This window comes from Mesorhizobium sp. L103C105A0 (assembly GCF_000502215.1).
Lineage (GTDB): Bacteria > Pseudomonadota > Alphaproteobacteria > Rhizobiales > Rhizobiaceae > Mesorhizobium.
In genome coordinates this window covers 1,084,169-1,110,223 of record NZ_AYXF01000002.1, presented here as the reverse complement: position 1 = coordinate 1,110,223, position 26,055 = coordinate 1,084,169, and the positions used below count along the sequence as shown (strand labels likewise).

Sequence of the window (26,055 nt, the reverse complement as noted above, 5' to 3'; positions counted from 1 at the left end):
GTTGACAACCATGGCTCCGCTGCTCGCGGCGCGGGGTGTGTCGAAGTCCTTCTTCGGCAACCCCGTCCTGCGCGACGTTTCAATCGCTCTCCAGCCGGGCCGCGTGCATGCGCTGCTCGGCGAGAACGGCGCCGGAAAGTCGACCTTGATCAACCTTTTGTCCGGCGCCTTGAGACCGGATGGCGGGACGATCGAGGTCGATGGACGCGCGGTCTCACGCATGACGCCGGCTGTTGCGCGGCAGGCCGGCATCGCCGTCGTCCAGCAGGAACTCAGCCTGACGGCCAGTCTTTCCATCGCCGAAAATATTGGTCTCGGCGCCTATCCCAAACGGTTCGGCCTGATTGACTACCGCGAACTCGCTGCGCGGGCGAGGACCGCATGCGAACTTGTCGGGCTGCACGAGCCGCTGTCGACGCCGGTCGGGCATCTGTCGCTCGGCCGCCGCCAAATGGTGGAGATCGCCAAGGCGCTCTACCGCCGGCCGCGCGTGCTCATTCTCGACGAACCGACATCGTCGCTATCGGCAACCGAAACCAAAATCCTCACCGATCTGCTGCAGCGGTTGCGCGGCGAAGGCATCGCCATTCTCTACATCTCGCACCGACTGAACGAAGTCATGGCGCTGTGCCAGCACGTCACCGTTCTGAAGGACGGCACCTGCACGGCCGACCGCACCCTGGAAGGCACCGACGCCGCCGGGTTGGTTCGGCTGATGGTCGGCCGCGATCCCGGTGATCTTTTTCCGCAATGGCAGCCTTCCAGTTTGCCTGCCGACGCTATCTCTGTCCGAAATCTTTCGGCCGGCCTGATGCGCGACGTCGATCTGGATATCAAAACGGGCGAAGTGCTTGGCATTGGCGGCCTGGTCGGGCAAGGGCAGGAAGATCTGCTGCTCGGTCTCTACGGCGCCATTCCGGCACGGACGGCGTCGGCGACCGTCAACGGCGCCTCCGGCCTGCCCGGCGGCGTGCCGAAAGCCAACGCGCTGGGGCTGGCCTATGTGCCCGCGGATCGCAAGCGCGAGGGCCTGCACCTGATCCATCCCATCATCACCAACATGATGCTGCCCGCCTTTGCCAGGCTGCCGGCGCTGAAGCTGCGCAGCCGCCGCGCAGAGCGCGAGACGGCCAAAAGCCTTGCCGCCCAACTCGGCATCAAGGGTCACCTCGGGCGGGCGGCGCAGGCTCTATCGGGCGGCAACCAGCAGAAGGTGGCGCTGGCGAAATGGATGCCGCACGACCCGCTGGTGCTTCTGCTCAACGATCCGACGCGCGGCGTCGACGTCGAAACAAAACGTGAGATCTACATGATGCTTCGCAATTTCGCCGCCGCCGGCAAGGCGGTCGTGCTGCTCAGTTCCGACACGCCCGAACTCGTGCACCTTTGCGACCGTGTAGCCATCGTCCGCGAAGGCCGCATCGTCGCCATGCTGGCGCGTGGAGCGCTGAGCGAGGAAGCCATCGTCTCCGCGGCGATGGGCGCCGAACAGCGGAAGGTTGCGGCATGAACACATCTTCCTCCGCCCGGCAGACCGATGCGCTCTACTGGCCGGTGCAGATGCGTCGCAATGTCGGCGTGCGCAGCCTGTTTGCCGTCGTCCTGGTGTTTCTCATCGCCTATGGCGTCCTCTTTCCGGGCCTGTTCACGGCGTCCGGCTTCGCCAAATTCACCCAGAGCTGGTTCCCATTGGCGCTGGTCGCCATGGCGCAGGCGATCCTGATGCTCACCGGCGGCATCAGCCTAGCCATCGGCGCGACGGTCAGCTTGGGCGCGGTCATCGCCGCGACGACGATGGCCGGGCCGCTGGGCGTCGCCGGGGGCACTGCCGCAGTGGCGCTGACGGGCCTCGGCATCGGGGCGGCGACCGGCTTCATCGTGGTACGGCTTCGGCTGCCGGCCATCGTGGTGACGCTTGCCGGGTCGTTCATCATCGGCGGCGCCGCACTGCTGATCCTGCCGCGGCCCGGCGGCGCAATCCCGGCGTGGCTGTCCGACCTGCTTGCCGGCAACACACCGGCGGCATTCGTGCTGCTGGTGGTCATCATTCTCCTGTGGAAGCTCTATCTCGCCACGCCGCTTGGCTTGAGCCTCTATGCCGCCGGCGAGAATCCGGTCGGCGCCTATCGCTCCGGCGTGCCGGTCGACGGCGCGCGCATTGCGGCCTATGCGATCAGCGGTCTGCTCTCCACTGGCGCCGGCTTGTTCGTCGCCGCACAGACCGGTTCGGGCGACCCGGTCATCGGCGCCGCCTTTACCCTGAACTCGATTGCCGCTGCGGTGCTCGGCGGCATCGGCTTCCTCGGCGGCCAGGGCACGATGCGCGGCGCGCTTGCCGGCAGCCTGCTGCTCAGCCTGATGATCAGCGTCATGTTCTTCCTCGGCTTCACGCCGGTCGCACAATACGTGGCCCAGGGCCTGATCATCATCGGCGCGGTCGCCATCCCGCAATTCCGCAAGGCACAGCAATGACAGCATGGAATGACAGCGCGGGCGGCAAACGCGCCCTGACGGTCCTGCGCAGCCGGCCGTTTCTCACCGTTGCCATCGTTGCCGCGGTCTGGATCGTGGCGAGCTTCGTTTCGCGCGGCTTCGGCGCTTATGGCCATCTGCGCTATCTGGTGGAGCTCGGCGCCGTCATCGGCCTGGTTGCCGCGGGCCAGACTTTTGTGGTGATCGCCGGCGGCATCGACCTTTCCGTCGCGGCCATCGTCACGGTCAGCGCCGTCAGCCTGCCGCTGCTGTCGTGGCAGGTGGATCCGACCGGCATCACCGCCATTCTTGCCGTTCTGGTGCTGACCACGGCAATCGGCCTGGTCAACGGGCTCGGCGTCGCTTTGCTGCGCGTCCACCCGATGATCATGACATTGGCCATGGCGACATTCTTGCAGGGTCTGTTGATCATCATCGCCGGCGGCAGCGCCGTGACCGCCGAGAACCCGCTGGTCCACTGGCTCGGCAATGGCCGGCCGGCCGGCATTCCCGCTGGCGTATTGTTGTGGGTGGTCGTCTCGGTGATCGTGCTGACCACGATGCATGCGACATCGCTCGGCGCCCGGATTTTCGCCATGGGCGCCAACCCACTTGCCGCGGCATTGTCCGGTGTTCCGGTCACGTCCACGACGCTTGCGGTCTACGGCATCAGCGGCTTCTGCTCGGGACTTGCCGGCGTGCTCGTGTTGGGCATGAACGGACAGGGCTATGTCGGCATCGGCGATCCCTATCTGCTCGCCTCGATTGCCGCTGTGGTCCTCGGAGGCACCTCGATCCTCGGCGGGCTCGGCACCTATGCCGGCACCATCCCCGGCGCCATCCTGCTGGTCACCATCACCGCGCTGATCACCGTCGTCAACGCATCGCCCGGCTGGCGCAGCATCCTGTTCGGCTCGCTGATCCTCGGCCTGCTGCTGCTCTCAGGCCGGGAGCAGGCGCGCCGATGACACATCGTCGAGCCGATAGATGCGCCTTGCGTTGCCGAAGAACAGCGCCGTCTGCTCGTCGGCGGAAAAGTCCGCTGTGATGGTTTTGAAGCCGTCATATATGTCATCGAACGAGGCATGCAGGCCGGCGACCGGAAAGTCGCTGCCGAACATGGCGCGACCGGTGCCGAAACAATCGATGCAATGCAGGACGACGGGCTCCAGACTGTCGAGCGTCCAGTCATGATCGTAGGCGACCAGATCCGATATTTTGATGGCGACGTTGTCGCATTGCGACAGAAGCCGCAGCCCGTCGCGCCACACCTGCATGCCATCGGCGTCGCGGTCGATTGGACTGCCGCAATGGTTGAGCACGAATTGCTGATCGGGGAAGGCAGCCGCAAGGCGAGCCGCGCTGGCGAGCTGGCGCGGAAACACCATCAGGTCGAAGGCCAGCCGATGCTGGCCAAGCAAGGCAAGCCCGGCGCGCCAGGCCGGATCGTCCATGATGCCGTCACGGGCCGCAAAACGGCGGGCAGGGTCGGGATCCCAGCTCAATATGTCGCGCACGCCGGCGACGCGCTCGAACGCGGCTTGCGCTTCGATCAGCGCAGGCGCCTGGCGATCGGCGAGCGGCACGTGAACGACATAGCGGGCGGCGACGCCGCGCGATTTGTCGAGTGTTTCAAGCCAGCGCGTTTCTCCGATGCAGTCGCCACTCGCCCAGCCGGCTTCGACATGGACGGTGGCGACGACATTATGCCCTATGGCATCGCGCGCATAATCCCCGGGCAGATAGTTCCGCCGCAAGGGGCCAAGCTCGCCGAGGCCGCCGCGCTCGCTGGCCGTGGCGGCGAGCCAGGGATGCCGTCCCAGTCTGAGATCCCAAAGATGATGATGGGCGTCGATGATCGGTCCGGCGTAAGGTTCTGGCACGTATCTCTCTCAGGCTGTGACCGGCGATCGATCCTGGCTTCGTTCTGCGACGGTAAAAGGGTTAGCATCGCATGACTGAAAACTCACCGGTTCCAGCCCTTTCGGTGCGCGAAAATTTTCGGCTCGACGACCGCATCCGCGGCGTGCCTCCCGGCACAACCGGGCTGGACAGCAGCCTTGTCGCGGCCGAGCACTGGCATCCGGCCGATGGACGCATGGCGCTTCCGGTGCTGACCCTCGACGAGGCGGCCTTCTCCGCCAATCGCGACCTGTTCCTGCGCTATGCGCGCGAACACAATGTTGCGATCGCTCCGCATGCCAAGACGCCGATGGCGCCCGATCTTACCCGGTCGCTGGTCGAGGCCGGCGCATGGGGCACGACGGTCGCCGACATCAGGCAAGCGACAGTGATGCTGAAGGCCGGCTTGACACGGCTGATCATCGCCAATGAGGTTGGAGGAGCCGGCGGCGCCAACCGGCTGGCCGTGCTTGCTGGTGCCTGGCCGGATGCCGAGCTCTATGTCTTTGCCGACTCGGTCGACGCCGTGAACGCGCTTGCCGAGGCTTGGCGCGCCAATGCGGCGCTGCCGCCGCTGCGCGTGCTGGTCGAACTTGGTGCGGGCAGGGCGGGCGCCCGCACCACCGCGCAAGCCGAGGCCATCGCCGATGCGATCACGGCTGCCGGCGGGCGGCTGCTGATCGCCGGCGTTGCGACCTATGAAGGGGCGGCGGCGCAACCCGAGCCCGGTCGCACCGATGAGGTGATATCCGGCCTGCTGGCAATGACCGCCGACATGTTCCTGCGGCTGCGTGCCCGCGTCGGCGGCGACGCACCGCTGATCGTCACAGCCGGCGGCTCCGCCTTCTTCGACCAGGTGGTCGCGGCGCTTGCACCCCTCGTTTCCAGCGACGGCAACGCAACGCTGGTGCTGCGCAGCGGCGCCATCTTCTTCCACGACCACGGCACCTATGACCGTTCGCTCGGCGCCCTCGATGCCCGCAAAGGTTTTGCCATAGGCGGCATCAGCGCTTCGGCGCGGCATTCCTTTCGCCCTGCGCTACGCCTTTGGGCCGAAGTGCTGTCGCGTCCGGAGCCGGGCCTTGTCATCTGCGGCATGGGCATGCGCGACGTGTCGTTCGACCAGGGCTTTCCAACGCCGCTCACCGTCTTTCGTGCCTGCAAGCCGCTGCCGATGCCGGCGGCGCGCGCCGAGGTGGTCAAGCTCAACGACCAGCATTCCTTCCTGTCGATTGCACCGAGCGACGACGTGGCCGTCGGCGACGTCGTCGAATTCGGCATCTCGCATCCCTGCACCTGCCTCGACCGTTATCGCGTGATCTTCGGCGTCGACGCGACCGGCCACGTCCGCCACGCTTTCCCCACCTGGTTCGGCTGACCAGATCCCCCAAAAAGAGAACCTCGAAAGGATCCGATATGATCAAGTATTTTCAGTCCGGCTCGCGCATGTCGCAGGCAGTCGTCTATGGCGGCCTCGTTCACATAGCCGGCCAAGTGGCCAACGATCGCAAGGCCGGCATCGAAGGCCAGACCAGCGACGTGCTTGCCAAAGTCGAGGCGCTGCTGGTCGAGGTCGGCAGCAGCAAGTCGAAGTTGGTGGCGGTCAACATCTTCCTGCCGCAGATCGGTGATTTCGAGGCCATGAACAGCATCTACGATGCCTGGATCGATCCTGCCCGCCTGCCGGCGCGGGCCTGCGTCGAGGCGCGGCTTGCCGACCCTGATCTGCGCATCGAAATCACCGCGGTCGCGGCGGTCTGACCATGCACACCGGCCTCGCCCACACGCTCGATTTCGACCGCGACGGCAAGACGCTCAGCCATCTAAGCATTCCGTTCTCGATCGATCGCTCGCCCTACTTTCAGGTCAAGGTGCCGATCTGCCTCATCCGCAATGGCGACGGCCCGTCACTGCTTTTGATGGCCGGCAATCACGGCGACGAATATGAGGGCGAGCTGTCGCTGGCAAAACTGGCGCGCCGGCTCGATCCGAAGCGGATCAAGGGCCGCATCACCATCATGCCGATGGCCAACGCCCCTGCGGTGATGGCCGCCAAGCGCTGCTCGCCGCTCGACGGCGGCAATCTCAACCGGGCGTTTCCCGGCGATCCCTCGGGAACGCCGACAAGCCGGCTCGCCAATTTCCTTGAGACGGAGCTGTTTCCTCGTCACGACGTCGTCTTCGATATCCATTCGGGCGGCACGTCGATGGAGCATCTGCCGACCGCGCTGGTCGAACGCAACGCCGATCCCGAGCGCCACCGGCGTGGCGTCGAGCTGATGCGCACGCTGGGCATGCCCTACGGCTTTATCGCTGACAACGGCCAGGCCTCGCCAACCTCGATGGGCGCAGCGCGCCGCGCCGGCGCCGTCGGCGTCAGCGGCGAGTTCGGCGGCGGTGGCACCGCAACGGTCGATTCGATGGCGATCACGGCCCGCGCGCTCGACCGTCTGATGATAGCAATGGGTGTGGTCGACGCGCCGGTTCTTGGCGCGGGCGAAAAGCCTTCGGCGCCGACAAGGCTGCTGTCCCTGTCCAGGCACAGCCAGGGCCTCTATGCCACCCGCCGCGGCTGGTTCGAGCCCGCCGCCAGGCTCGGCGACAGTGTCACTTCAGGACAATTGGCCGGCTGGTACCACGATCTCGAGCGGCTCGATGTTGCCGAGGAGGCCCTGCATTTCGCCGAAAGCGGCTTGGTGCTGTCGCGCCGGCTGCACACGATGTGTGAGGCGGGCGACTGCCTAATGCAGGTCGCAGAGCCGGTCGACGGCTGAGCCAAAGGCAGAGGATATTCCATGCAGCAACTGTCCATGTGGACCTATCCCTGGGACATCCAGGATCTCGGCCTGGAGACGGTCGAACGTGATCTTGTCGAGCGCGCCGGGCTCAACATGATCAGCCTGGCGACATCCTATCATGCCGGGCGCTTCCTGCAGCCGCGCAGTCCGCGCCGCAAGGCCTATTTCCCTGAGGACGGCACCATCTATTTCAAGCCGACCGCTGCGCGCTGGGGAAGTCTAGCCATCCAACCCAAGGTGGCTGACGTGATCACCGAGGGCGGCGACGTGCTCGGTCAGCTCATCCGCCGTCGCGGCGCGGGCGGGCTAGGCGTTTCGTGCTGGACGGTCTGCCTGCACAACACCCGCCTGGGCATGCTGCATCCGCAGGCCGTCACCCGCAACGCCTTCGGCGACGCCAACTACTACAATCTCTGCCCGTCCCATCCCGATGCGCGCGCCTATGTCCGCGCGCTGATCGCCGACATCTCGCACAGCTATCGGCCGGACCGGATAGAACTTGAAAGCCCGTCCTTCATGGGCTTTGCCCATGAATACCATCACGAGAAGGACGGTGTCGGGCTGACGCCGGAAGACGATTTTCTTTTGTCTCTGTGCTTCTGTCCGTCCTGCGTCGCCCGTGCGGCAAAAGCCGGCATCGATGCCGAGGCGGCGCGTAAGCTCACCAGGCAATGGATCGTCGAGACCTGCGAGCGTGCGGTGCCTGAGCGGCGCTTTCCCGATTTCCCCGCCTGCGGCCTCGACGCCTTTGCGCCGTGGCCGGAGCTCCATGCCTATCTCTTGTGGCGATTCGAGCCAGTGACCAGCCTGGTCGCCGAACTGCGCGAGGTAGCCGATCCCACGACGCGGGTCGTCATTATCGATCTGAAAGACGGCTGGCTTGGCGGTTGCGATCTGGCAGCGCTGGGCAAGGTCTGCGACGGGGCGATCCTGTGCGCCTACGACATGCAGGCCGGCGATGTCGCCAGCCTGATGGCGGCCGGCCGTGCGGCACTGGGCGCGGACAAATTCCTCGGCGCCGGCTACCGGCTGTTCTATCCGGAAATGGCCCGCCCCGACATCCTCGCGGCCAAGGTGAAGCCGGCGCTGGCGCCCGGTGTGGACGGCGTCAATTTCTACAATTACGGCCTCATTCCAGCCGCGCGGCTCGACTGGATCCGCGCTGTTCGGCAGTCTTGAGCCAGCCGGCCAATGCTCGTGGCCACGAGGCGTTGAGGCCGGATTCGGGCGCGAGCGCTGCCGGGTTAATCAAATCAGCGAAACCTGAAGCCATCCATGGTGTAATCCGGGTAGGCGTCCATCGTGTCTAATAGGTCGAACAGGTCAGGTGTGTCCGCCAATATTCCTGACAGAACCAGCACCGTGGCCACGCCGGCAGCAAGTCCGCCGGCGATGTCGTGTTCGACGCTGTCGCCGACGCAGACCACAGTGCTGCGGTCTGGATTGCCTGCCACCGCTAGCGCAGCGCCGAATATAGTGGGGTAAGGCTTGCCGATACGCGTGACGCTACCACCGAGGTCCTCGTAGAGATCCGCCAGCCGGCCGGCGCCGAAGCGCGGCCCCACTGCCGTTAGCATGATCTTGTCAGGGTTGGTGCAAAAGCATGGCACCTGCCGCACCGCAGCCGGCGCAAGAAGCCGGCGATAGTGCTCAAGATCGTAGCGGTCGCCCTCGCTGGCCGAAATCAGCACCAGCCCGGCATCGTCACCGTCCTTGGTCAATGCGAAGGGCAGACCTTCGATCGCCGAGCGGTCATCGTCGCGGCTTATCAACAGGCATTTCGTGTTTGGCAGTAGCTTTCCGGATACCGCCATGTCGTGGAAGAACTCCCACGCGACCTCGCCGGAAGAAACAAAATGGTCCCAGCTTCCCGGTTGGAAGCCGAGCTTTAGCAGCCGGCTCTCGTTAGGCCCCGCCCGCTTGCCGGAGTTCGAGATCAGCACAATGGTCTTGCCGGCGCGCTTCAGCGCCGACAGTGCTTCCACCGCCCCTGGATAGGGGCTGGCGCCGTCATGGAGCACGCCGAACTGATCGAGCAGGAAAAAATCATAGCGCTCGGCCAGCTGGTTGACGCCGTTGAGGTGTTCGACTGTTTTCGCGCTCATAGAAGCCCCGCCGCGCTTGCGCCCGTCAGCGCCAGCCGCGCCGTGCCGGCGGCGGCTTCGTGCGAAAGCGCCGGCAGGAAATCAACACCAAGTCTGCGCTGCCGGATCGCCGTCCAGGCGGCATTCGCCGCACCGCCGCCGACGCTTCTGACCGACGTCAGCCGCGGCGCGCCGAGCTCTGCGAGCCTGTCATAGCCGAGCGCCTCGATCGCGGCGATACCCTCCAACATGGCTTTCAGATAGTCGGCGTCCTCCACCGGTCGCGGCACAAGACGCGGCGGCAGTGCCGGATCGGCGATCGGAAAGCGTTCGCCTGCAGTGGCAAGAGGATAGTAGTCGAGGCCGGTCTCGGTCATCGGGTCGATCGCCATGCTCAGCTCGACGATGCGCGCCAGAGGGAAATGTTGTGTCAGCACCTTGCCGCCGGAGTTCGATGCGCCGCCCGCCAGCCAGACATCTCCAAGCCGATGGCTGTAGATGCCGAAGCGTGGCGCCGAGATAGGCCGGTCGGACAGGATCTTGACGGTCAACGACGACCCCAGCACGGTGACGCCGTCGCCTATTGCGGCAGCACCTGTCGCCAGGAACGAGGCGCAGCCATCGGTCGTTCCGGCGACGACGGCGATTTCGCGCGGTAAGCCGAACATATCCGCGGCATCCGCGGTGAGCTTGCCGACGACATCGCCCGGCCTGGCGACACCGGGCAGCAACTCCATGCGCATTTCGGTCGCCGCAATCCAGTCCGGCCAGCAGCGGGCCGTGGCGTCGTAACCGGTTTTCAAGGCATTGTTCTCGTCGCTGACATCGAAGCGACCAGAGAATTGTCCCGCGATCCAGTCCGCCTGATGCAGCACCGCGGCAACACCGGGCGTGCGCTGGAACCAGAGCGCCTTGGCGAGACCGGACGTCGCCCCAAGTGCGGCACTGGTCGCTGGGGCTTCGCGAGCGATCGCGACCAGAATGGCGTTGTCGGCGACCGTATCGTTGTACATCAGCGGCTCGGCCAGCGGCCGCCCGGCGGCGTCGACCGGCAGCAACGTACCTGAAGTGCCGTCAACAGCGATCGATCGGACCGCTGTTCGGTCGATGCCCGAAAGCAGCTCCGCCAGCGCTGCGCCGACCGCTGACCACCACACTGCAGGGTCGCGGGCATTCCGGCCAAACAACTCGAGCGAAACGGCGGAACGCGCGGCAATGGAAAAATCCGGACGCATGGCGACCGCGCGCGCGCCGGACGTGCCGATGTCGATGCCTATGGCAAGCGGCGTGTCAGCGGCTGGCGGCATTGAGTTTCTGGCGATACTTCTCGGCGTCCCAGTTGACCAGTTCATCGTTCTCGGCGGCGGTGAGGTAGTTCAGCCGCGCTGCAATGTCGATGCGTGCCGTCACGTCGGCAAGGCAGCGTTGCATGGCGTCGGCGCCCGCACTGGCATCGCCGCGCATCAGCACGCCCAGCCCGGGAAACAGGATCGCCACGGGGTTTGTACCGCACCGCTCGATGACGCGCGGCACATCCTCACCGGGCTTTGCCACCACCGACCCCCGACCCAGAAAGATGACGTGATCGGGGTAGAGGCTGCCCCCCGACGCCATGCGGCGGCTTTCGGGATCGAGGGCGACCGCATGCGCCTCGATTTCCGCCGGCAGCCTGTAACCGGTTTTCCCGGCCAGCGCCGCCAATGCCGCAACATCCGGTTCCGCCACTTGGCGCGCCGGCCGCGCCAGAAGCAGCGTGACGCGGCGCAGCAGCACTTCGGCCTCGGCGACGGTATCGGCCGCGACGACCAGCCCGTGATTGGCAAGGATCAGCACGTCGACCCCAGCCCGAAGCCGCTCGGCAATACCCTGGGCAAGCGGCAGGCCTGGCCGGAAATAAGGAACATACACCCATTTGAGACCATCAAGGCGTCTGGCGCCTTCCACCTCGCAATCGGCCTGTACCGCCAGCGAAATGGTTTCGACGCAATGGACATGCAGGACGACGCGCTGCGGCATCAAAGCATGAACGGTAGTTTCAATCGAAGGGCGCAGGCCCCGGGCGTTGAGTGTCTCGATGGCGAAGATCTGCGGCTGGTCGGCGGCGCTGTCGCGCTGTTCGACAGCCCTGAGCAGCGGCGTCATCGCCACCGGCACCATGATATCTTCGGAGAGCGCATCCTTCAGCCATGTGCCGGAAGCCTTGATCCACAGCGTGTCGCCGGCTTTCAACGAGGTGTTGCCGCCGGCGGCCTGGGTCAGATTTGGATTGCGCCCGATGCTGGCTGAAAGCGCCCGCAAGGCAGCCATTTCCTGCGCATCCGCATAGGTCGCCATGGCGCATTTCCTCTATCAGCTCCGCCAGCCTCGCAGCTTCGGATACCCGTCGTGGGATGTTGATGTGTATCGCAGATGCGAGCGACTTACGTCAATAGTGATCTAATGTCATCAAAGGTTCTTGCAATCGGAAAGATGTTGAGTAAGTTACGTCAAATGCCGTGGCAAAAACGGCTCCTGGGAGGAAAAACGATTGAGCGACTCCGGCCGCCAGCGTCAGATCGTGGAGTTGCTGCGGGATCGCCCCTTCGCGTCGGTGCGCGAACTGCAGGAGCAGCTCGGCGTGTCGGCGGCGACGGTGCGGCGCGACATCGACAAGATCGACGAGGCCGGTGAAGCACGGAAGGTCTATGGCGGCATCTCGGCGCTCGACGGTGCTTCACAGGCGGGTGTTGCCTATGCCAGGCCCTATGACGAGAACCGCGACCTCGCGGTCGAGGCCAAGCGGCAGATCGCCGCTCTCGCGGCCACGATGGTGCGCGACGGCGATGCGGTCATCGTGCATGGCGGTTCGACCTGCTTCCACCTCGGGGTCAAGCTCGCCGAGCGCAGCATCCGTCTCTATACGAATTCGATGCCGCTCGCGGCCTATCTGAGCGACCACGGCCATTGCAGCCTGACCGTTGCCGGCGGCGATCTGCATCGTGAGCCGGGGATCATCCATTCACCGACCCAGGCGGAGCCGTTCTACGCATCGAAGTTCTTTCTCGGCGCCCAAGGCCTTGGCCAGGAGGGCGTGCTGGAATCGCACCCGCTGCTGGTCCGCTCCATCGCCGATCTCAGCCTGTGTGCCGACCAGATCGTGGTGCTGGCCGACAGCCGCAAACTGTCGATCCACGCCCGTAACATCGCGCTGCCCTTGTCGCGCATCGGCACGCTGGTGACCGATGACGGCCTGTCCGACGTCGACGCGCGCATGCTGGAAGACGCGGGCGTCATGGTGCGCATCGCCTCGGCTTCGGGAGCCATCCAGTGAAGATGGCCGTCCTCGATTTCGGCAAGACCAATTCGAAGCTGTTCGTCTTCGCTCAGGACGGGCGCATCGTCGACGAGCGCCGGACCCGGCCGAACTGGATGCGCAAAGATGGCTTCAGCGTGCTTGATGAGGCAGCACTTCACGATTGGGCGGTTCGCGCCGTTAGCGAGGCCGCCGACATCCATGGCGTAGAGGGCGTGATGGTGTCGGGCCATGGCTGCACCTTTGCCCTGGTCGACGAGGCGGCGCTGACGCATCCGATACTCGACTACGAGCAAGAGCCGCCGGCTGATATTGCCGCGCAAATTGATCGCCTCGTTCCGGATTTCACCGAGACCTTCTCGCCGCGATTGCCGCTCGGCTTCAACTACGGCCGCCACATGCTGTGGCTACAGGCGGTGCAACCCGGTGCATTCACGGCGGCGAAATCGATCCTCGGCTATCCACAATACTGGAGCTGGCGGTTTGGCGGCCGGGCGGTCTCGGAAGTGTCCTATCTCGGCTGCCACTCGCATTTATGGGCGCCGCGCAAGCGCGACTTCAGTTCGCTGGTCGACATCGAGGGCTGGCGCGACCGGATGCCCGCTTTCGAGCGGGCGGGCTCGGTTATCGGCGAGCAACGCCTCGGCGATACGAAGCGGCGGATCGCCATCCACAATGGTGTCCATGACAGCAATGCCGCGCTCCATGCCTATCGTCGGCAGGAGCTTGGCCCGGTCACCGTCGTCTCGACCGGCACCTGGGTCGTCGTGCTTAATCCGGATTGCCTGCTCGACGCGCTCGATGGCCAGCGCGACATGCTGGTCAATGTCGATGTCGACGGCGGCCCTGTGCCGACCATCCGCTTTATGGGCGGGCGCGAATTCGCCACGATCAGCGACGGCTGGCAAGGCGCGATCGCGCCGGCGGCAGTGCAGCGGGTGATCAACGCCGGCAGCATGGCGCTGCCGAGCTTCGCGCCGGGCGGCCCAATGCCCGGCCGCGCCGGCAAATTGGTCGGCCGCATGCCAAGCGCCGAGGAACGCGCAGCCGTGGCGCTGCTCTACGTCGCGCTGATGGTCGACCTCTGCCTCGACCAGATCAATTCGGACAACACCGTGATCGTCGATGGCGGACTGAACGCTGGCGGCCTGCTCGCCGGGCTAGTGGCGCAACTGCGTCCCAGCCAGGCCTTCCTGCAAGGCGCCACACTGGAGGGCAGCGCCACCGGGGCGGCGGCGCTTGCCTTCGAGACCGTCGGCCGCGAATTTGCCGCGGAAGTGCCGGAGCCCGTGCGTGCCGCAAGCTTCACCGGACTTGCCCGATATCGCGACACATGGCGTGGCCTCATCGGCGAGCAGGGCATCCCCCGCGCGGCAGCGGGAGGCGCACGGTGATCGTCGCTGCTCAGGCCGAAGTCACGCGCCAGCCAGTGCTGGAAATGCGGCACATCTCGAAGACGTTCGGGCCAGTCCGCGCCTTGCAGGACGTGTCGCTGACCGTCCATGCCGGCGAAGTCCATGCGCTGATGGGTGAAAACGGTGCCGGCAAGTCGACTTTGATGAAGGTGCTGTCCGGCGCCTATCGGCCTGATGCCGGCGGCGAGATACTGATTGACGGCGTGCCGGTCGCCACCGGCGACCCGATCAAGGCGCGGGCTCACGGCATTGCGGTTATCTATCAGGAACTGTCGCTGGCGCCCAACCTGACGGTCGCGCAGAACATCTTCCTCGGCAATGAGCCGAGGCGTTTCGGCATCGTCGACCGCGACCAATGCTACCGGCGCAGCAATGAGATCATCAAGCGTCTCGGCGTGTCCTTCTCCGCACGGGCCCAGGTTTCCAGCCTGTCGCTCGGCGAGCGTCAGCTGGTCGAAATCGCCCGCGCGCTTTCGACCAGCGCGCGCATCATCGTCATGGACGAGCCAACCACCTCGCTGACCTCGCGCGAGACCGACCGTCTGTTCGAGGTCATCGCGACGCTGAAGTCGCAAGGCATCGCCATCATCTACATCAGCCACCGCATGGAAGAGGTCTACCAGTTGGCCGACCGTGTCAGCGTGCTGCGCGACAGCGGCTATGTCGGCACACTCGAGCGCGCCGAGCTGAACGCCTCGCGCCTCGTCTCGATGATGGTTGGCCGCGACCTGTCGGCTTTTTACAGGAAGGATCATCGCCCGCCGGACAGCAAGCGCGCGGTCGCCTTGTCGGTGCGCGGCATGGCGGACGGCAATCTCCTGAAGAACTGCTCCTTCGAACTGTACAAGGGCGAGGTGCTGGCTCTGGCTGGCCTTGTCGGCTCGGGCCGCACCGAACTCGCGCGACTGATCTTCGGCGCCGACAGACGCATCGCCGGCACGCTGGAACTCGACGGCAAGCCAGTAACCATCGGCTCGCCAAGCGAGGCACTGAATGCCGGCATCGCCTATCTCACCGAAGACCGCAAGGAACTCGGCCTGTTTCTCGACATGTCGATATCCGACAACATCAGCATGGGCGTGCTGGCCAGGGATGCGCGGCCCGGCGGCTTGCGCGATTTCAAAGCCGCCGAGAGACGTGCTGCCACGGCCGTTTCGGATCTCTCCATCCGCACCAGGTCGGTACAGGCCAATGCCGGTTCGCTGTCGGGCGGCAACCAGCAGAAAGTGTTGCTTGCCCGCCTGCTCGAGACCGAGCCGCAAGTGGTCATCCTGGATGAACCGACGCGCGGCGTCGATGTCGGAGCGAAGTCGGAAATCTACCGGCTGATCGACAATCTCGCCAAAAAGGGCATCGCCATCCTGATGATCTCCAGCGAACTGCCGGAGGTGATCGGCGTTGCCGACCGCGTGCTGGTAATGCGCGACGGCACGATTGCCGGCGAGGTTACGGCGTCCAAAGACCAGCCGCTGCGCCAGGAAGCAATCATGGAACTTGCAACGGGAGCGGCCAAGGGATGACCGACAAGGCGACCGAGATCAGTGGCCAGGTTGTCGGCAGGAGCCGGCGGTTGCGCACCGCCTTCGCCGCCCTTGGCATGCTGCCGATCCTGATCCTGCTGGCGGTCGGCTTCCAGTTGATGAACGCGCGCTTCTTCACCCAGACCAATTTGCTGATCGTCATGCAGCAATCGTCGATCAACATCGTGCTGGCAGCGGGCATGACCTTCGTCATCCTGACCGGCGGGATCGACCTGTCCGTCGGCTCGATACTTGCCGCCTCGGCGATGGTGGCGGTGATGGTGTCGCTGGTGCCCGATTGGGGACTGCTGGGCGTGCCGGCGGCCATTCTCGTCGGCCTCGGCTTCGGCGTCATCAACGGGCTGCTGATCGCCTATATCAGACTGCCGCCCTTCATCGTCACGCTGGGGTCGCTGACCGCTGTGCGCGGCGTCGCCCGCCTGCTCGGCCAGGACACCACGGTGTTCAACTCGGACCTGCCGTTCGACTTCATCGGCAACGGTTCGCTGTTCGGCATTCCGTGGCTGGTCATCATCGCCTTGTCGATCGTGGTGCTGTCCTGGCTGGTTCTCAAGCGCACCGTGCTCGGCACCTGGATCTATGCCGTTGGCGGCAATGCCGAAGCGGCGCGGCTGACCGGCATCAAGGTGCCGCTGGTGCTGCTCTTTGTCTATGGCGTTTCCGGCCTGCTGGCCGGCCTTGGCGGCGCCATGTCAGCGGCCCGGCTCTATGCGGCCAACGGGCTGCAGCTTGGGCAGTCTTACGAACTCGACGCCATTGCCGCGGTCATTCTCGGCGGCACCAGCTTCGTCGGCGGCGTCGGCTCGATCTGGGGTACGCTGATCGGCGGCCTGATCATAGCGGTGCTCTCCAACGGGCTTATCTTGGCCGGTGTCTCGGACATCTGGCAGTACATCATCAAGGGATTGGTCATCATCGTGGCAGTCGCCCTCGACCGCTACAGGCTCCAGGCAGGAGCGAGAACGTGATTGACCTTGGTCGCCGGCGTAAACGACCGGTTTGTGTAACGCACCGTGAGAGGCGCGGGGCAATTGGAGGAAAGCAATGAAGACCATCGCTAAACTGCTCTGCGGCGTCGCACTCGCGGCCGCCGCCATCGCGCCCGCATCGGCCAAGGACCTCAACAAGGTCGGCATCTCGGTCGGCCTGCTCGGCAACCCCTTCTTCGTCGCCACCATCAAGGGCATCGAGGACGCAGCCAAGAAGATCAACCCGAAGGTCGAGGTAACCTCAGTGTCGGCCGACTACGACCTCAACAAGCAGGTCTCTCAGGTCGATTCCTTCATCGCCGCCGGGGTCGACGTGATCATGCTCAATGCGGTCGATGCCAAGGCGATCGGCCCGGCGGTGAAGAAGGCGCAAGCAGCGGGCATCGTCGTTGCCGCCTTCGACGTCTCGGCGCCAGGCGCCGACGTCACCGTGATGACCAACAACGTCAAGGCCGGCGAAGAGGCCTGCCAGTATCTGGTCGACCACACCGGCGGCAAGGGCGACTACGTTATCCTCAACGGCCCGGCGTCGTCGTCGATCCTGGAGCGGGTGAAGGGCTGCAAGGACGTCCTTGCAAAACACCCCGACATCAAGATCCTCTCCGACGACCAGAATGCCGAAGGCTCGCGCGACGGCGGCCTGAAGGTCTTCCAGTCGCTGCTCACCCGCTTCGACAAGATCGATGCGGTGTTTGCCATCAACGATCCGACGGCGATCGGCGCCCAGCTTGCGGCCAAGCAGCTCAATCGCTCGGAGTTCATCTTCACCGCAGTGGATGGCGCTCCCGATATCGAGAAGGAACTCGCTTCCGGCACCTCGATGATCAAGGCCTCGGCTTCGCAGGATCCCTACGTGATGGCTGGCCAGTCGCTGACGATGGCGGCTGAGCTGCTTGCCGGCAAGAAGCCGGCGGAGCCGACCGTGCTGCTCGACCCGAAGCTGATCACGGCCGAGAACCTGAAAGACTACAAGGGCTGGACCGCAGCCCGCTAAGCCTCCCAAGGCCGATGCGGCCGGGGCAACCCGGCCGCAGCTCAATTCCAGAAACGGGAGACGATCATGTCGCGCATCGGTATTCATTCCTTCGTCTGGTCGGCGAGTTCGGCGCAAGGCGACCTCGAACGCACGCTGGCCAACACCAGAGAGGCCGGCTTCGACCTGATCGAGTTCTCCTATCTTGACCCGGCCAATGTCGACGTTGGCGGGTTGGCCAGGCGCATCGCCGACCTCAAGCTCGGCGTCGCGATCAGCATCGGCCTGCCGGCCGACGGCGACATTTCGAGTGCCGACAAGGCGGTTGCCGCGCGCGGCGTCGAGATCCTCAACGAGACGATCGCGCTCACCCGCGATCTCGGCGGCCAGAAGATTGGCGGCATCCTCAGCACCAGCCACGGCTTGCAGACGCAGGCGCCGACGCGCGATCAGTGGAACCGCAGCGCGGGGACACTTGCGAAGGTTGCGGAGACGGCCAAGGCAGCCGGCGTCACGCTCAATCTGGAGATCGTCAACCGCTTCGAAAGCAATCTGCTCAACACCGCTTCACAAGGCCTGGCCTTCATCGCGGACACCGGCTCCGACAACATCTTCCTGCATCTCGATACCTTCCACATGAACATCGAGGAGGCCGATGTCGGACTGGCTATCCGCCATGCCGCTGACAAGATCGGCTATGTCCATATCGGCGAGAGCCATCGCGGTTTCCTCGGCACCGGTAATATCGACTTTGCCGCCATCTTCGATGCGCTGACCGCAATCGGCTATAGGGACGACCTCAGCTTTGAATCCTTCTCGTCGAAGATCGTCGACGAGAACCTCTCACGGAAGACCGCGATCTGGCGCAATCTGTGGGCCGACAATATGGAACTGGCCCGGCATGCGCGCGCCTTCATCTCAATCGGGCTGGAGACGGCGCAGCGCAAGGCAGAGCTTGTCGCATCGAGACATCGTCCTTAGCAGGAGCGCGCTGCCAAAGCGCCAATGTTGTCGTTCATCCGGCCCGCGCGTTACGTGCAAGGAATCGACGTCGGAGGCGCTGAGTGTGGCGGAGGCAGTCGAGCGGGGTGACGCTGACGAGAGCTTTCTGATTTTGGCTCACGAAACGCAATAAAATCAACATCTTCATACGCCCTCCGGGGCCATCCGATCTCCATACTGGACGGGGATGACGTTTGACACAGCGCGGCGGAAGGAAGCAGGATGGCTGATAGAGTCGACATCGCATAATGATGTCACTATATAGCGGCGGCTTCGACCGTGTAGCTGTGGCGGTGTACCACGAAGCAGCAGAAAATGTGTTACGCGTTGTGATCCCTATTGTGATACAAATCGGCCGTCGACAGCAGGAAAAGATCGTAAGAACAATAGCATAGAGCCGAAGCCGATCCCGGCCAACGTACCACTCTATCAAACAATCAGAACGTGCTCATTGAACCCTTCCCTTCATTCGGCTCTTCGGACCTCCGACAAGATCAACTTGCCGGGCGAAGCCGATTCGGTTCGAATGGCAGCATGCATCCTTTACCGGGTGCGGACGTTTACGGTTACCAACCGGCATAGCCGCCAGGGAAAAGCAGTATGAGTGAACATGCGATCGAGTTCTTGCGCGGATGGATCGGTGAAAAGGTCCACTGCCAGCACTCGCCGGTAAAGATCGAGAAGCAGGCCGAGACCCTCGCCAAGGAGTGCGCGGCCAAGGCCGCTGAGGTCGGCATTCCGCTGGAAGATATCCAGGAAGAAGTCGGCGACATCCAGGAACTGATCGCATCGCGGCTCGAAGAGGCGGCCGAGGCCGACCAGAGCAACGCGGCCAAACCGTGACGCAACAGGCCTGGTGCCGCCAGGCCTTGTCCTCTATCCAAATCGATCTTTCAGCCAGGCCTTCGGCAGCGCCGGCACGAAATTGCCGTCGCGTCCGCTCATATCCTCATTGGCGACCATTGCATTGAGGATCGCCTCCTCTACGCCTTGCGCCACCGCATCGAAGAACGGATCGATATCGACGTCCGGGATGTAAGCGACGTTTGCGGTTCGTCCCGATGGTGCAAGTGCTGCTTGCGGATTGGCGGTGGTGAAGGCCAGAAAAATGTCGCCCGAACTGTGGTACCCGAAGCCGCCTGTCATGGCGATGCCGAGCGGCACGCGCTTTGCCAGCCGCTTCATCTGGTGCGGCAGAAATGGCGCATCGGTGGCGACGATGGCGATGATCGAGCCCTTTTCGGCACGCGGCGTGCCTTCGCGCATCGCCGGCTCTACCAGATCGGGCCCGACGCGGGCGCCGCGCAGTGTGAAATTGCGCCGCTTGCCGAAATTCGCCTGCACGAATACGCCGACCGTATGCCTGATGCCCTGCCACTCGACGATGCGCGATGCCGTGCCCGAGCCGGCCTTGAAGCCAAAGGCAATCATGCCGGTGCCGCCGCCGACACTGCCTTCCTCGATCGCTCCACCGGCGGCACCGTCGAGCGCGGCTTCGACATGTTCGAAGCCGACGTGATGACCGTTGATGTCGTTGAGGAAACCATCATAGGTCTCCGCCGCAACCGGCAGGCCCCAGCCGCTGTCGAGCGCCGCCGACAGCACGCGTTGCATCCAGCGCAGCGTGCCGTCGCGGGTAACGCCGCAGGAATGCGTGTTGGTGATCGTGACCGGCAGGTTGAAGGCGCCGACTTCCTCGATAATGTGCGACCCCGTCAACTCGCCATTGCCGTTCTGGCTGAAGACACCGGCAAACACCGGCGTGGCGAGCTCAGCCAACGGCCGCGGCAGGATGGCGGTGACGCCGGTGCGCACCGGCCCCGTGCCAACCTTGAGCAGACCCTCGCCGGAAATCAGCGTCGCATAGCCGACCGATACGCCGAGCACATCGGTGATGGCGTTGAAGCCGCCCGGCGTGCCCTCGAAGGCAATGCCGAAAGCACGCGCGCGCGGCTTGCCCGCCGGCGTTTGAAGATGCGGGTCATGTCCGGTCATGCGGTCCTCTAAAAAAGCGAGCCCTGATTGCCCGGCTCTTTCGGTTTGCTGGCCGTCGGCTTTGCAGCGGGTTTGCTGGCGGGCGGCGTGGCCGCTGGTTTGGCAACGGCCTGCACCCGCTCGGCGTCGCCGGTCGCGACTGCATTTACGATGCCGTCGGCGAACTCCAGCTGCAGGCCAGCGCCCGGCGCCACATCAACTGCCAGTTTGATCACCGCGCCGTCGGCATCCTTGACCAGCGCGAAGCCGCGGGCCAGCACAGCCTTGTGCGACAGCGTTGCCATCAGCCTCTCGGATTGGACGATGCGGCCGCGCAGTCGCTCCAGCCTGAGCAGTACCGCTTGCGTGCCGCGTCTCGTCAAAGCTGTCAGCAGATCCCTCTGCACGGTTTGCCGCCGTGCCGTTGGCTCGATCGTAATGCGGCCTTGCAGCAAAGCCAGTTGCTGCCTGTGCCGTTGCAGGGATGCTTTCGCACATTTTGGCAACTGATCCGCCGCACGATTCAACTCCGCGCGCCGGGCTCTCGCCAATGCGCGCAGCGCCCCTTGAGCGCGCAAAAGGTTGCGGTCGTTGGTGCGTCGCGCCTCGGCAATTCGCCGCGACAGCGTTGCCGGAGTGAGCTTCACGGCGAAGAACCGAGCTTGCTTTCTTTCGGTGGAGACCATCAGCCCCCGGCTAAGCCGGCTGGCCGCCTCGTCCAGCCGCCGTCGCGGCAGCGCCAGCAACTGGTCGGGCGAGGGCAGCGCGCGGGCGGCCGCACGCGAGGCCTGCCGCTTGCGTTCGAAATTGCGCAAGGTAGCTGCTTTGAGCCGTGCGCCAAGACTGGCTAGTGTCGCTTCGAGGTCCGCTTTCACCGGCACCGCGATCTCCGCCGCACCTGTCGGCGTCGGTGCGCGCATGTCGGCGACGAGGTCGATCAAGGTCCAGTCGGTCTCGTGCCCGACGGCCGAAATCACCGGAATGCGCGAGGCGGCGACGGCGCGCGCCAGCCCTTCATCGTTGAACCCCCAGAGGTCCTCGAGGCTGCCGCCGCCGCGCGCCACGATCAGAAGGTCGGGCTGGGCAATCGCGCCATCCCAGGCCAGCGCGTTGAAGCCGTTGACGGCGGCCGTCACTTCCGCCCCCGCCGTCTCGCCCTGGACTCTTACCGGCCAGACCAGCACATGCAGCGGAAAGCGGTCCTTGATGCGATGGATGATGTCACGGATCACCGATCCGGTCGGCGAGGTGACGACGCCGATGGTGCGCGGCATGAACGGCAGCCGCCGCTTGCGGCCGGCATCGAAAAGTCCTTCGGCCTGCAGTCGCCGCTTGCGCTCTTCCAAAAGCGCCATCAGCGCCCCGGCGCCGGCGGGTTCTAGATTGTCGATGACGATCTGGTAGTTGGATTTGCCGGGATAGGTGGTGAGTTTGCCGGTGGCGATCACCTCCATCCCCTCTTCGGGACGGAATTTCAGCCGGCTCATCGTGCCTTTCCAGACCACGGCATCGAGCCGCGCGCGGTCGTCCTTCAGGGTGAAATAGGCATGGCCGGAAGAGTGCGGCCCGCGATAGCCGGAAATTTCGCCGCGCACCCGCACATGGCCGAAGACATCCTCGACCGTGCGCTTCAGCGCGCCGGAAATCTCGCTCACCGTGTATTCGGTGGCATTGGTTCGTGATTCGGATTCTGCGTCGCTCATCGGCCGATTGAGCGGCTGTTGTCGCTCCGCGTCAAGATTCCATAACTTGATCTTAAGCCTGGCCTGATTGACTCTGGGCCAAGGAGGACGCATGAGCGCCCGCAAACAACGCAGCCCGTTGACGTTCCAGGTCACCCTGACGGTGCTGACGCTTGCCGTTTTTGCACTGGCCATCGTTGTCGGCTTCGGCCTTTACGCCACCATGCAGGCCGACCGGGTCTCGCTCGAGCGGGAGAAGGTTTTCCTTGCCAACGGCCTGCAGGACCAGATCGCCGCGGTAAAGCGCGAGCAGGAAAGCGTCGCCGTCTGGGATGATTCCGTTATAAACGCCAAGGCCGGCAACCAGACCTGGATGGCCGAGAATTTCAGCGTCTGGATGTACTCGTATTACGGCCACAACCGGGTCTATGTGCTGGACAACGCCAACCGGCCGGTCCACGCCATGCGCGAAGGCAAGGTCGTGTCGCCTGCCGTCTTTGGCGAGGACGAACCCGCTTTGCGGCCGACCATCGCCAGGTTGCGCCAGATGATGAGCAAGGACGCAAGCCAGGCCGGCGCAAAATTCGTTGCCGACGATCTGGTCTCGCTTGGCGGTCAGCCTGCCATACTCAGCGTCATGCCTCTGGTGCCGAGTTCGGATCGCGTCACCCAGGCATCCGGCAGCGAATATCTGCATGTCTCCATAGAGTTCATCAACGACGCGGTGATCGGCAAGATCGCGCAGAAATATCTGCTGGCGGGGGCGCATCTCCTGCCGATGGCTCAGCCGCTTGGCTCGGCTGCCATTCCGCTTATCGACAAACAGGGTGTCATCCTCGGCTATATTGCCTGGGACCAGGAACGGCCCGGCCTGACGCTGGTGGGCAAGGCCAGCCCGGCCCTGGCTCTGGCCGCGCTGGTTGCGGCGAGCGTGCTCGCCTTTCTGCTCCGGCGTCTGCGCCGTGCGTCATCGGCGCTGCAGACCAGCCAGGCCCAGGCGCAATATCTCGCCTTTCACGACACGCTCACCGGCCTGCCCAACCGGGCACTGTTCGAGGACAGGCTGCGGCGTGCCTTGCTTACCTCCGGCAATGAAAGCAAGGTCGCGCTGCTTTATCTCGATCTAGATCGCTTCAAGCATGTCAACGACACGCTTGGTCACCCGGCAGGCGACGAACTCGTGCGCCAGACGGCGGCCAGGCTTCAGCATACGGTTCGCGACGTCGACACGGTGGCAAGACTGGGTGGCGACGAATTCGCGGTGATCCTGATCGATGTCCGCGACGTAAGGAACGCCGAGGATATTTCCGAGAGGGTGCTGCAGAAACTGCAGGAGCCGTTCAAGCTGATGGACGATCAGGTCTTTATCAGCGCCAGCATCGGCATAGCCTTGTCGACAGGCCCTGATGCCGACGCAGACGATCTGCTGCGCAAGGCCGACATCGCGCTCTACGAAGCCAAGAAGAACGGCCGTGGCCGCTACCAGGTCTTCGCCGGCGACATGGACGACCTTTTGCTGCGCAAGCGCAAGGTCGAGAGCGAGCTGCGCAGCGCGCTGAATGGCGGCACCGGTATCAAGCTCGCCTACCAGCCGGTCTTTGCCAGCGACGGCAAGACCATTGTCGGCGCCGAGGCGCTGATCCGCTGGGCGCATGAGGTCCATGGCGCACTGCCGGCGGCGCAGTTCATCGCCATCGCCGAGGAACGCGGCATGATCGGGCAGCTCGGCGCATGGGCCCTGCTGGAAGCCTGCCGCTTCGCCGTGAAGACCAAACTGCCGTGGCTCGCCGTCAATGTCTCGCCGCTGCAATTGCGCGACGCCGGCTTTGCCGAAGAGGTTGCCTCGATCCTCGCCGAAACCGGACTGGCGCCGAAGCGCCTGCAGCTCGAAATCACCGAAAACGTTCTCCTGGAAAACAACGACACCACCAGAGCGGCTCTGGCAGCCTTGCGCCAGTCGGGCGTCGGCATTGTGCTCGACGATTTCGGCACCGGCTATTCGTCGCTGAGCTATCTGCGCCGCCATGCCATCGACAAGCTCAAGATCGACCGCTCCTTCGTGCGGCTTCTCGACGGCGACGGCAATTCGGGCGCCATCGTCAAGGCGCTGATCGATCTCGCCGGCGCGCTCAAGGTCGAGGTCACCGCCGAGGGCGTAGAGACCGAGGTGCAAAAGGCGCTGCTGGTCGCCATGGGCTGCCAGCAGCTGCAGGGCTACCTCTTGTCGCCGCCGCTGGAGCCGGCGCAATTGGTGGCGCTGCCCGGCCTGTCGTCGGCCAACGCAACGACGGAGGCGGCAGCGTCGGCCTGATCGTTCCTACCAGCCAGGCAGGATCTGGTTCGGCTTGCCCCGCTTCATCTTGGCGAAGGCGAGCGAGGCGAAATCGAAGCTTCCCGTTTCTTCGCCGAGCGGCACGGAAATATTGTCGAGGCTTTCCGAGATGTGCCGGGCCAGAGCGTCGACGATTTCGGGACGCGAGGTCTGGCCGCGCATGATGCCGATGCGGCAGTCGGGCAGGGCGCCAAAACCGTCGGCTTCGCCCAGCACTCGCATGCCGGGCCGCAGCGCGCATTCCGGCAGCACCGAGATCGCCAGCCCCGACAGCACCGCGGCGGTGATGACGGTGGCCGAGAAGCTGGTGAACAGGATTCGATAGTCGCGGTTTTGCCGGTCGAGCACATCGACGGCGGCGCGCCGCCAGATGCAGTTCGGCCGGCCGAAGGCCATCGGCAGCACTTCCTGTTCGTGCGTGGCATGGTTGGCCGAGGTCACCCATAGCAGCGGCTCGCGCCGCACCACTTCCGACTGGCCGCGCGTATCGTTGTGCGTCACCAGCGCAAGATCGAGATTGCCGCGCTTGATATGCTCGACCAAGCCTGGTGTCGGCTCGCAGATCACGGTCAGCTCGACGCGTGGGTTGGAGCGCGTGAAGCGCGCCATGATCTCGGGCAGGAACCGGTCGGCATAGTCGTCGGGGGTGCCGATTCGGATGGTGCCTTCGAGCCGCTGGTCATCGAAGGCGGCCAGCGTTTCGCGGTTGAGATAGAGCAGGCGGCGCGCGTAGGAGAGCAGCTTGTCGCCTTCCTCGGTCAGCCTGTTGGTGCGGCCGTCCTTTTCGAACAGCGGCTTGCCGATCCGCTCTTCCAGCCGGCGCATCTGCATCGACACCGCCGATTGCGTGCGCAGCACTTCCTCGGCCGCGCGGGTGAAGCTGCCGGTATCGGCAATCGAGATGAAGGTCTGCAACTGGTCGAGATCGAGTGGCGCTTTCATCGGTCCAATCCATCACTAGCGTTGATGCTAAAGATTAGAAACATTCGTTGGATTAATCAATCGGTGCGTGGCAAATTCACATTTGTCCACATGAAAGCATGTGAATCGAGACCGGAACGGCCGCTGTCCCCAGCGCCGATCGCCTGGTCTTGTCCAGTTCGAGTCTGAAGGAGACCGACATGACCACGTTTGATTTCGCCACCGAGACCTCGCGCATCACCTCGCGTCCGGCCGTTGCGACGCGCGTGGCCAACACTCTTCTCAATGCCTACCAGGCCTGGAAAAATCGCCGCGCCTTCTATCGCCTTGGCGAGATGTCGGACGCCGAACTCGCCGATATCGGCCTGACGCGCTCGGACCTCCATGTCGCCATCGATGTGCCGTTCGGCGCCGATCCGACCGTGAAGCTGCGTGCGATTGCGAGCGATCGTGCCGATACGATCGAAGATCTCGCCCGCCAGATAGCGTGATATCGGGCGCATTGTTTCGGTTGCCGTGAACCTTTCTCAGGCTCGCTGCGACCAACGAGTATAGCAGGCTCCCCACTCCCTGCCGGTTCCCCGCCGGCCAGCCTGCACACTGGCCCGGTCCTCCTCCAGGACCGGGCTTTTCTTTTAAAGCTCCGTCGTCATCGTGCGGTCTGCGCCGCTCGCTTCG

23 protein-coding genes are annotated in these 26,055 nt (G+C 64.5%); 16 read left to right on the top strand and 7 right to left on the bottom strand.

From position 1 onward, the window contains the following. The first annotated feature begins 10 nt into the window (after positions 1-10). From X727_RS154680 to X727_RS154690, 3 genes are read left to right on the top strand one after another with little or no spacing between them, the layout of a single operon-like run. Positions 11-1,510 (top strand): sugar ABC transporter ATP-binding protein, encoded by a 1,500-nt coding sequence (locus X727_RS154680; protein ID WP_196813807.1) that lies wholly within the window; start codon positions 11-13, stop codon positions 1,508-1,510. Then, positions 1,507-2,472 carry an ABC transporter permease gene (locus X727_RS154685; RefSeq protein WP_023834041.1) on the top strand — a complete coding sequence of 322 codons (966 nt, stop codon included), beginning with the start codon at positions 1,507-1,509 and terminating at the stop codon, positions 2,470-2,472. Before X727_RS154680 ends, X727_RS154685 begins: the two co-directional genes overlap by 4 nt. After that, positions 2,469-3,440: an ABC transporter permease gene (locus X727_RS154690; RefSeq protein WP_023748645.1), complete on the top strand. Its 972-nt coding sequence runs from the start codon at positions 2,469-2,471 to the stop codon at positions 3,438-3,440. Before X727_RS154685 ends, X727_RS154690 begins: the two co-directional genes overlap by 4 nt. Here the strand turns inward: X727_RS154690 and X727_RS154695 are convergent. After that, positions 3,414-4,355 carry an amidohydrolase family protein gene (locus X727_RS154695; RefSeq protein ID WP_023834040.1) on the bottom strand — a complete coding sequence of 314 codons (942 nt, stop codon included), beginning with the start codon at positions 4,353-4,355 and terminating at the stop codon, positions 3,414-3,416. The genes X727_RS154690 and X727_RS154695 overlap by 27 nt on opposite strands. A gap of 71 nt (positions 4,356-4,426) precedes the next feature. On the opposite strand from X727_RS154695, the gene X727_RS154700 reads away from it, so the two are divergent. From X727_RS154700 to X727_RS154715, 4 genes are read left to right on the top strand one after another with little or no spacing between them, the layout of a single operon-like run. Continuing rightward, complete coding sequence (locus X727_RS154700; RefSeq protein ID WP_023686803.1) at positions 4,427-5,752, top strand: alanine racemase; 1,326 nt, start codon at positions 4,427-4,429, stop codon at positions 5,750-5,752. Positions 5,753-5,790: 38 nt separating this feature from the next. Next, complete coding sequence (locus tag X727_RS154705; protein WP_023686804.1) at positions 5,791-6,135, top strand: RidA family protein; 345 nt, start codon at positions 5,791-5,793, stop codon at positions 6,133-6,135. A 2-nt stretch (positions 6,136-6,137) separates the two neighbouring features. Further along, complete coding sequence (locus X727_RS154710; RefSeq protein WP_023686805.1) at positions 6,138-7,148, top strand: succinylglutamate desuccinylase/aspartoacylase family protein; 1,011 nt, start codon at positions 6,138-6,140, stop codon at positions 7,146-7,148. 21 nt (positions 7,149-7,169) lie between these two features. Further along, a complete protein-coding gene (locus X727_RS154715) occupies positions 7,170-8,351 on the top strand; it encodes a hypothetical protein (protein WP_031204118.1) in 1,182 nt (393 codons plus the stop codon). Between the two features lie 74 nt (positions 8,352-8,425). Here the strand turns inward: X727_RS154715 and X727_RS154720 are convergent, their stop codons facing one another. Genes X727_RS154720 through X727_RS154730 form a run of 3 tightly spaced genes read right to left on the bottom strand, consistent with a single transcriptional unit; the run spans position 8,426 to position 11,590 of the window. Continuing rightward, positions 8,426-9,277, bottom strand: coding sequence for a TIGR01459 family HAD-type hydrolase (locus X727_RS154720; protein WP_023834038.1), 852 nt, complete (start codon positions 9,275-9,277; stop codon positions 8,426-8,428). Beyond that, positions 9,274-10,563 (bottom strand): FGGY-family carbohydrate kinase, encoded by a 1,290-nt coding sequence (locus tag X727_RS154725; RefSeq protein ID WP_031204117.1) that lies wholly within the window; start codon positions 10,561-10,563, stop codon positions 9,274-9,276. The genes X727_RS154720 and X727_RS154725 overlap by 4 nt, the downstream gene beginning before the upstream one ends. Continuing rightward, a complete protein-coding gene (locus X727_RS154730) occupies positions 10,547-11,590 on the bottom strand; it encodes a class II aldolase/adducin family protein (RefSeq protein WP_023834036.1) in 1,044 nt (347 codons plus the stop codon). The genes X727_RS154725 and X727_RS154730 overlap by 17 nt, the downstream gene beginning before the upstream one ends. Positions 11,591-11,783: 193 nt before the next feature. Between X727_RS154730 and X727_RS154735 the strand changes: the two genes are divergently transcribed. From X727_RS154735 to X727_RS154765, 7 genes are all read left to right on the top strand, one after another. Further along, positions 11,784-12,566 carry a DeoR/GlpR family DNA-binding transcription regulator gene (locus X727_RS154735; RefSeq protein WP_023701285.1) on the top strand — a complete coding sequence of 261 codons (783 nt, stop codon included), beginning with the start codon at positions 11,784-11,786 and terminating at the stop codon, positions 12,564-12,566. After that, the gene (locus X727_RS154740) at positions 12,563-13,942 is read left to right on the top strand and encodes an FGGY-family carbohydrate kinase (RefSeq protein ID WP_023834035.1); all 1,380 of its coding nucleotides are present in this window, start codon (positions 12,563-12,565) and stop codon (positions 13,940-13,942) included. Before X727_RS154735 ends, X727_RS154740 begins: the two co-directional genes overlap by 4 nt. Positions 13,943-13,986: 44 nt before the next feature. Further along, positions 13,987-15,483, top strand: coding sequence for a sugar ABC transporter ATP-binding protein (locus X727_RS154745; RefSeq protein ID WP_050587408.1), 1,497 nt, complete (start codon positions 13,987-13,989; stop codon positions 15,481-15,483). Then, a complete protein-coding gene (locus tag X727_RS154750) occupies positions 15,480-16,472 on the top strand; it encodes a ribose ABC transporter permease (RefSeq protein ID WP_023701287.1) in 993 nt (330 codons plus the stop codon). The genes X727_RS154745 and X727_RS154750 overlap by 4 nt, the downstream gene beginning before the upstream one ends. 76 nt (positions 16,473-16,548) lie before the next feature. Beyond that, positions 16,549-17,487, top strand: coding sequence for an ABC transporter substrate-binding protein (locus X727_RS154755; protein ID WP_023670567.1), 939 nt, complete (start codon positions 16,549-16,551; stop codon positions 17,485-17,487). A 66-nt stretch (positions 17,488-17,553) separates the two neighbouring features. Then, positions 17,554-18,447, top strand: a complete 894-nt coding sequence (locus X727_RS154760) for a sugar phosphate isomerase/epimerase (RefSeq protein ID WP_023681847.1) — start codon at positions 17,554-17,556, stop codon at positions 18,445-18,447. Between the two features lie 621 nt (positions 18,448-19,068). Beyond that, positions 19,069-19,311 (top strand): DUF768 domain-containing protein, encoded by a 243-nt coding sequence (locus X727_RS154765; RefSeq protein WP_023670565.1) that lies wholly within the window; start codon positions 19,069-19,071, stop codon positions 19,309-19,311. Between the two features lie 33 nt (positions 19,312-19,344). Here the strand turns inward: X727_RS154765 and X727_RS154770 are convergent, their stop codons facing one another. Both X727_RS154770 and xseA read right to left on the bottom strand, forming a co-directional pair. Further along, on the bottom strand, positions 19,345-20,463 hold the full coding sequence (locus X727_RS154770; protein ID WP_023710136.1) for a P1 family peptidase: 1,119 nt from the start codon (positions 20,461-20,463) through the stop codon (positions 19,345-19,347). A gap of 8 nt (positions 20,464-20,471) precedes the next feature. After that, complete coding sequence (gene xseA, locus X727_RS154775; protein WP_023686817.1) at positions 20,472-22,145, bottom strand: exodeoxyribonuclease VII large subunit; 1,674 nt, start codon at positions 22,143-22,145, stop codon at positions 20,472-20,474. A 91-nt stretch (positions 22,146-22,236) separates the two neighbouring features. On the opposite strand from xseA, the gene X727_RS154780 reads away from it, so the two are divergent. Continuing rightward, positions 22,237-24,435 (top strand): EAL domain-containing protein, encoded by a 2,199-nt coding sequence (locus X727_RS154780; protein WP_023723354.1) that lies wholly within the window; start codon positions 22,237-22,239, stop codon positions 24,433-24,435. Positions 24,436-24,441: 6 nt separating this feature from the next. On the opposite strand, the gene X727_RS154785 is transcribed toward X727_RS154780, so the two are convergent. Beyond that, complete coding sequence (locus X727_RS154785) at positions 24,442-25,398, bottom strand: LysR substrate-binding domain-containing protein (protein WP_023692356.1); 957 nt, start codon at positions 25,396-25,398, stop codon at positions 24,442-24,444. Between the two features lie 179 nt (positions 25,399-25,577). Here X727_RS154785 and X727_RS154790 point away from each other — a divergent pair, with 179 nt between their 5' ends. Further along, a complete protein-coding gene (locus X727_RS154790; RefSeq protein WP_023692355.1) occupies positions 25,578-25,868 on the top strand; it encodes a DUF1127 domain-containing protein in 291 nt (96 codons plus the stop codon). Positions 25,869-26,055: the final 187 nt, after the last annotated feature.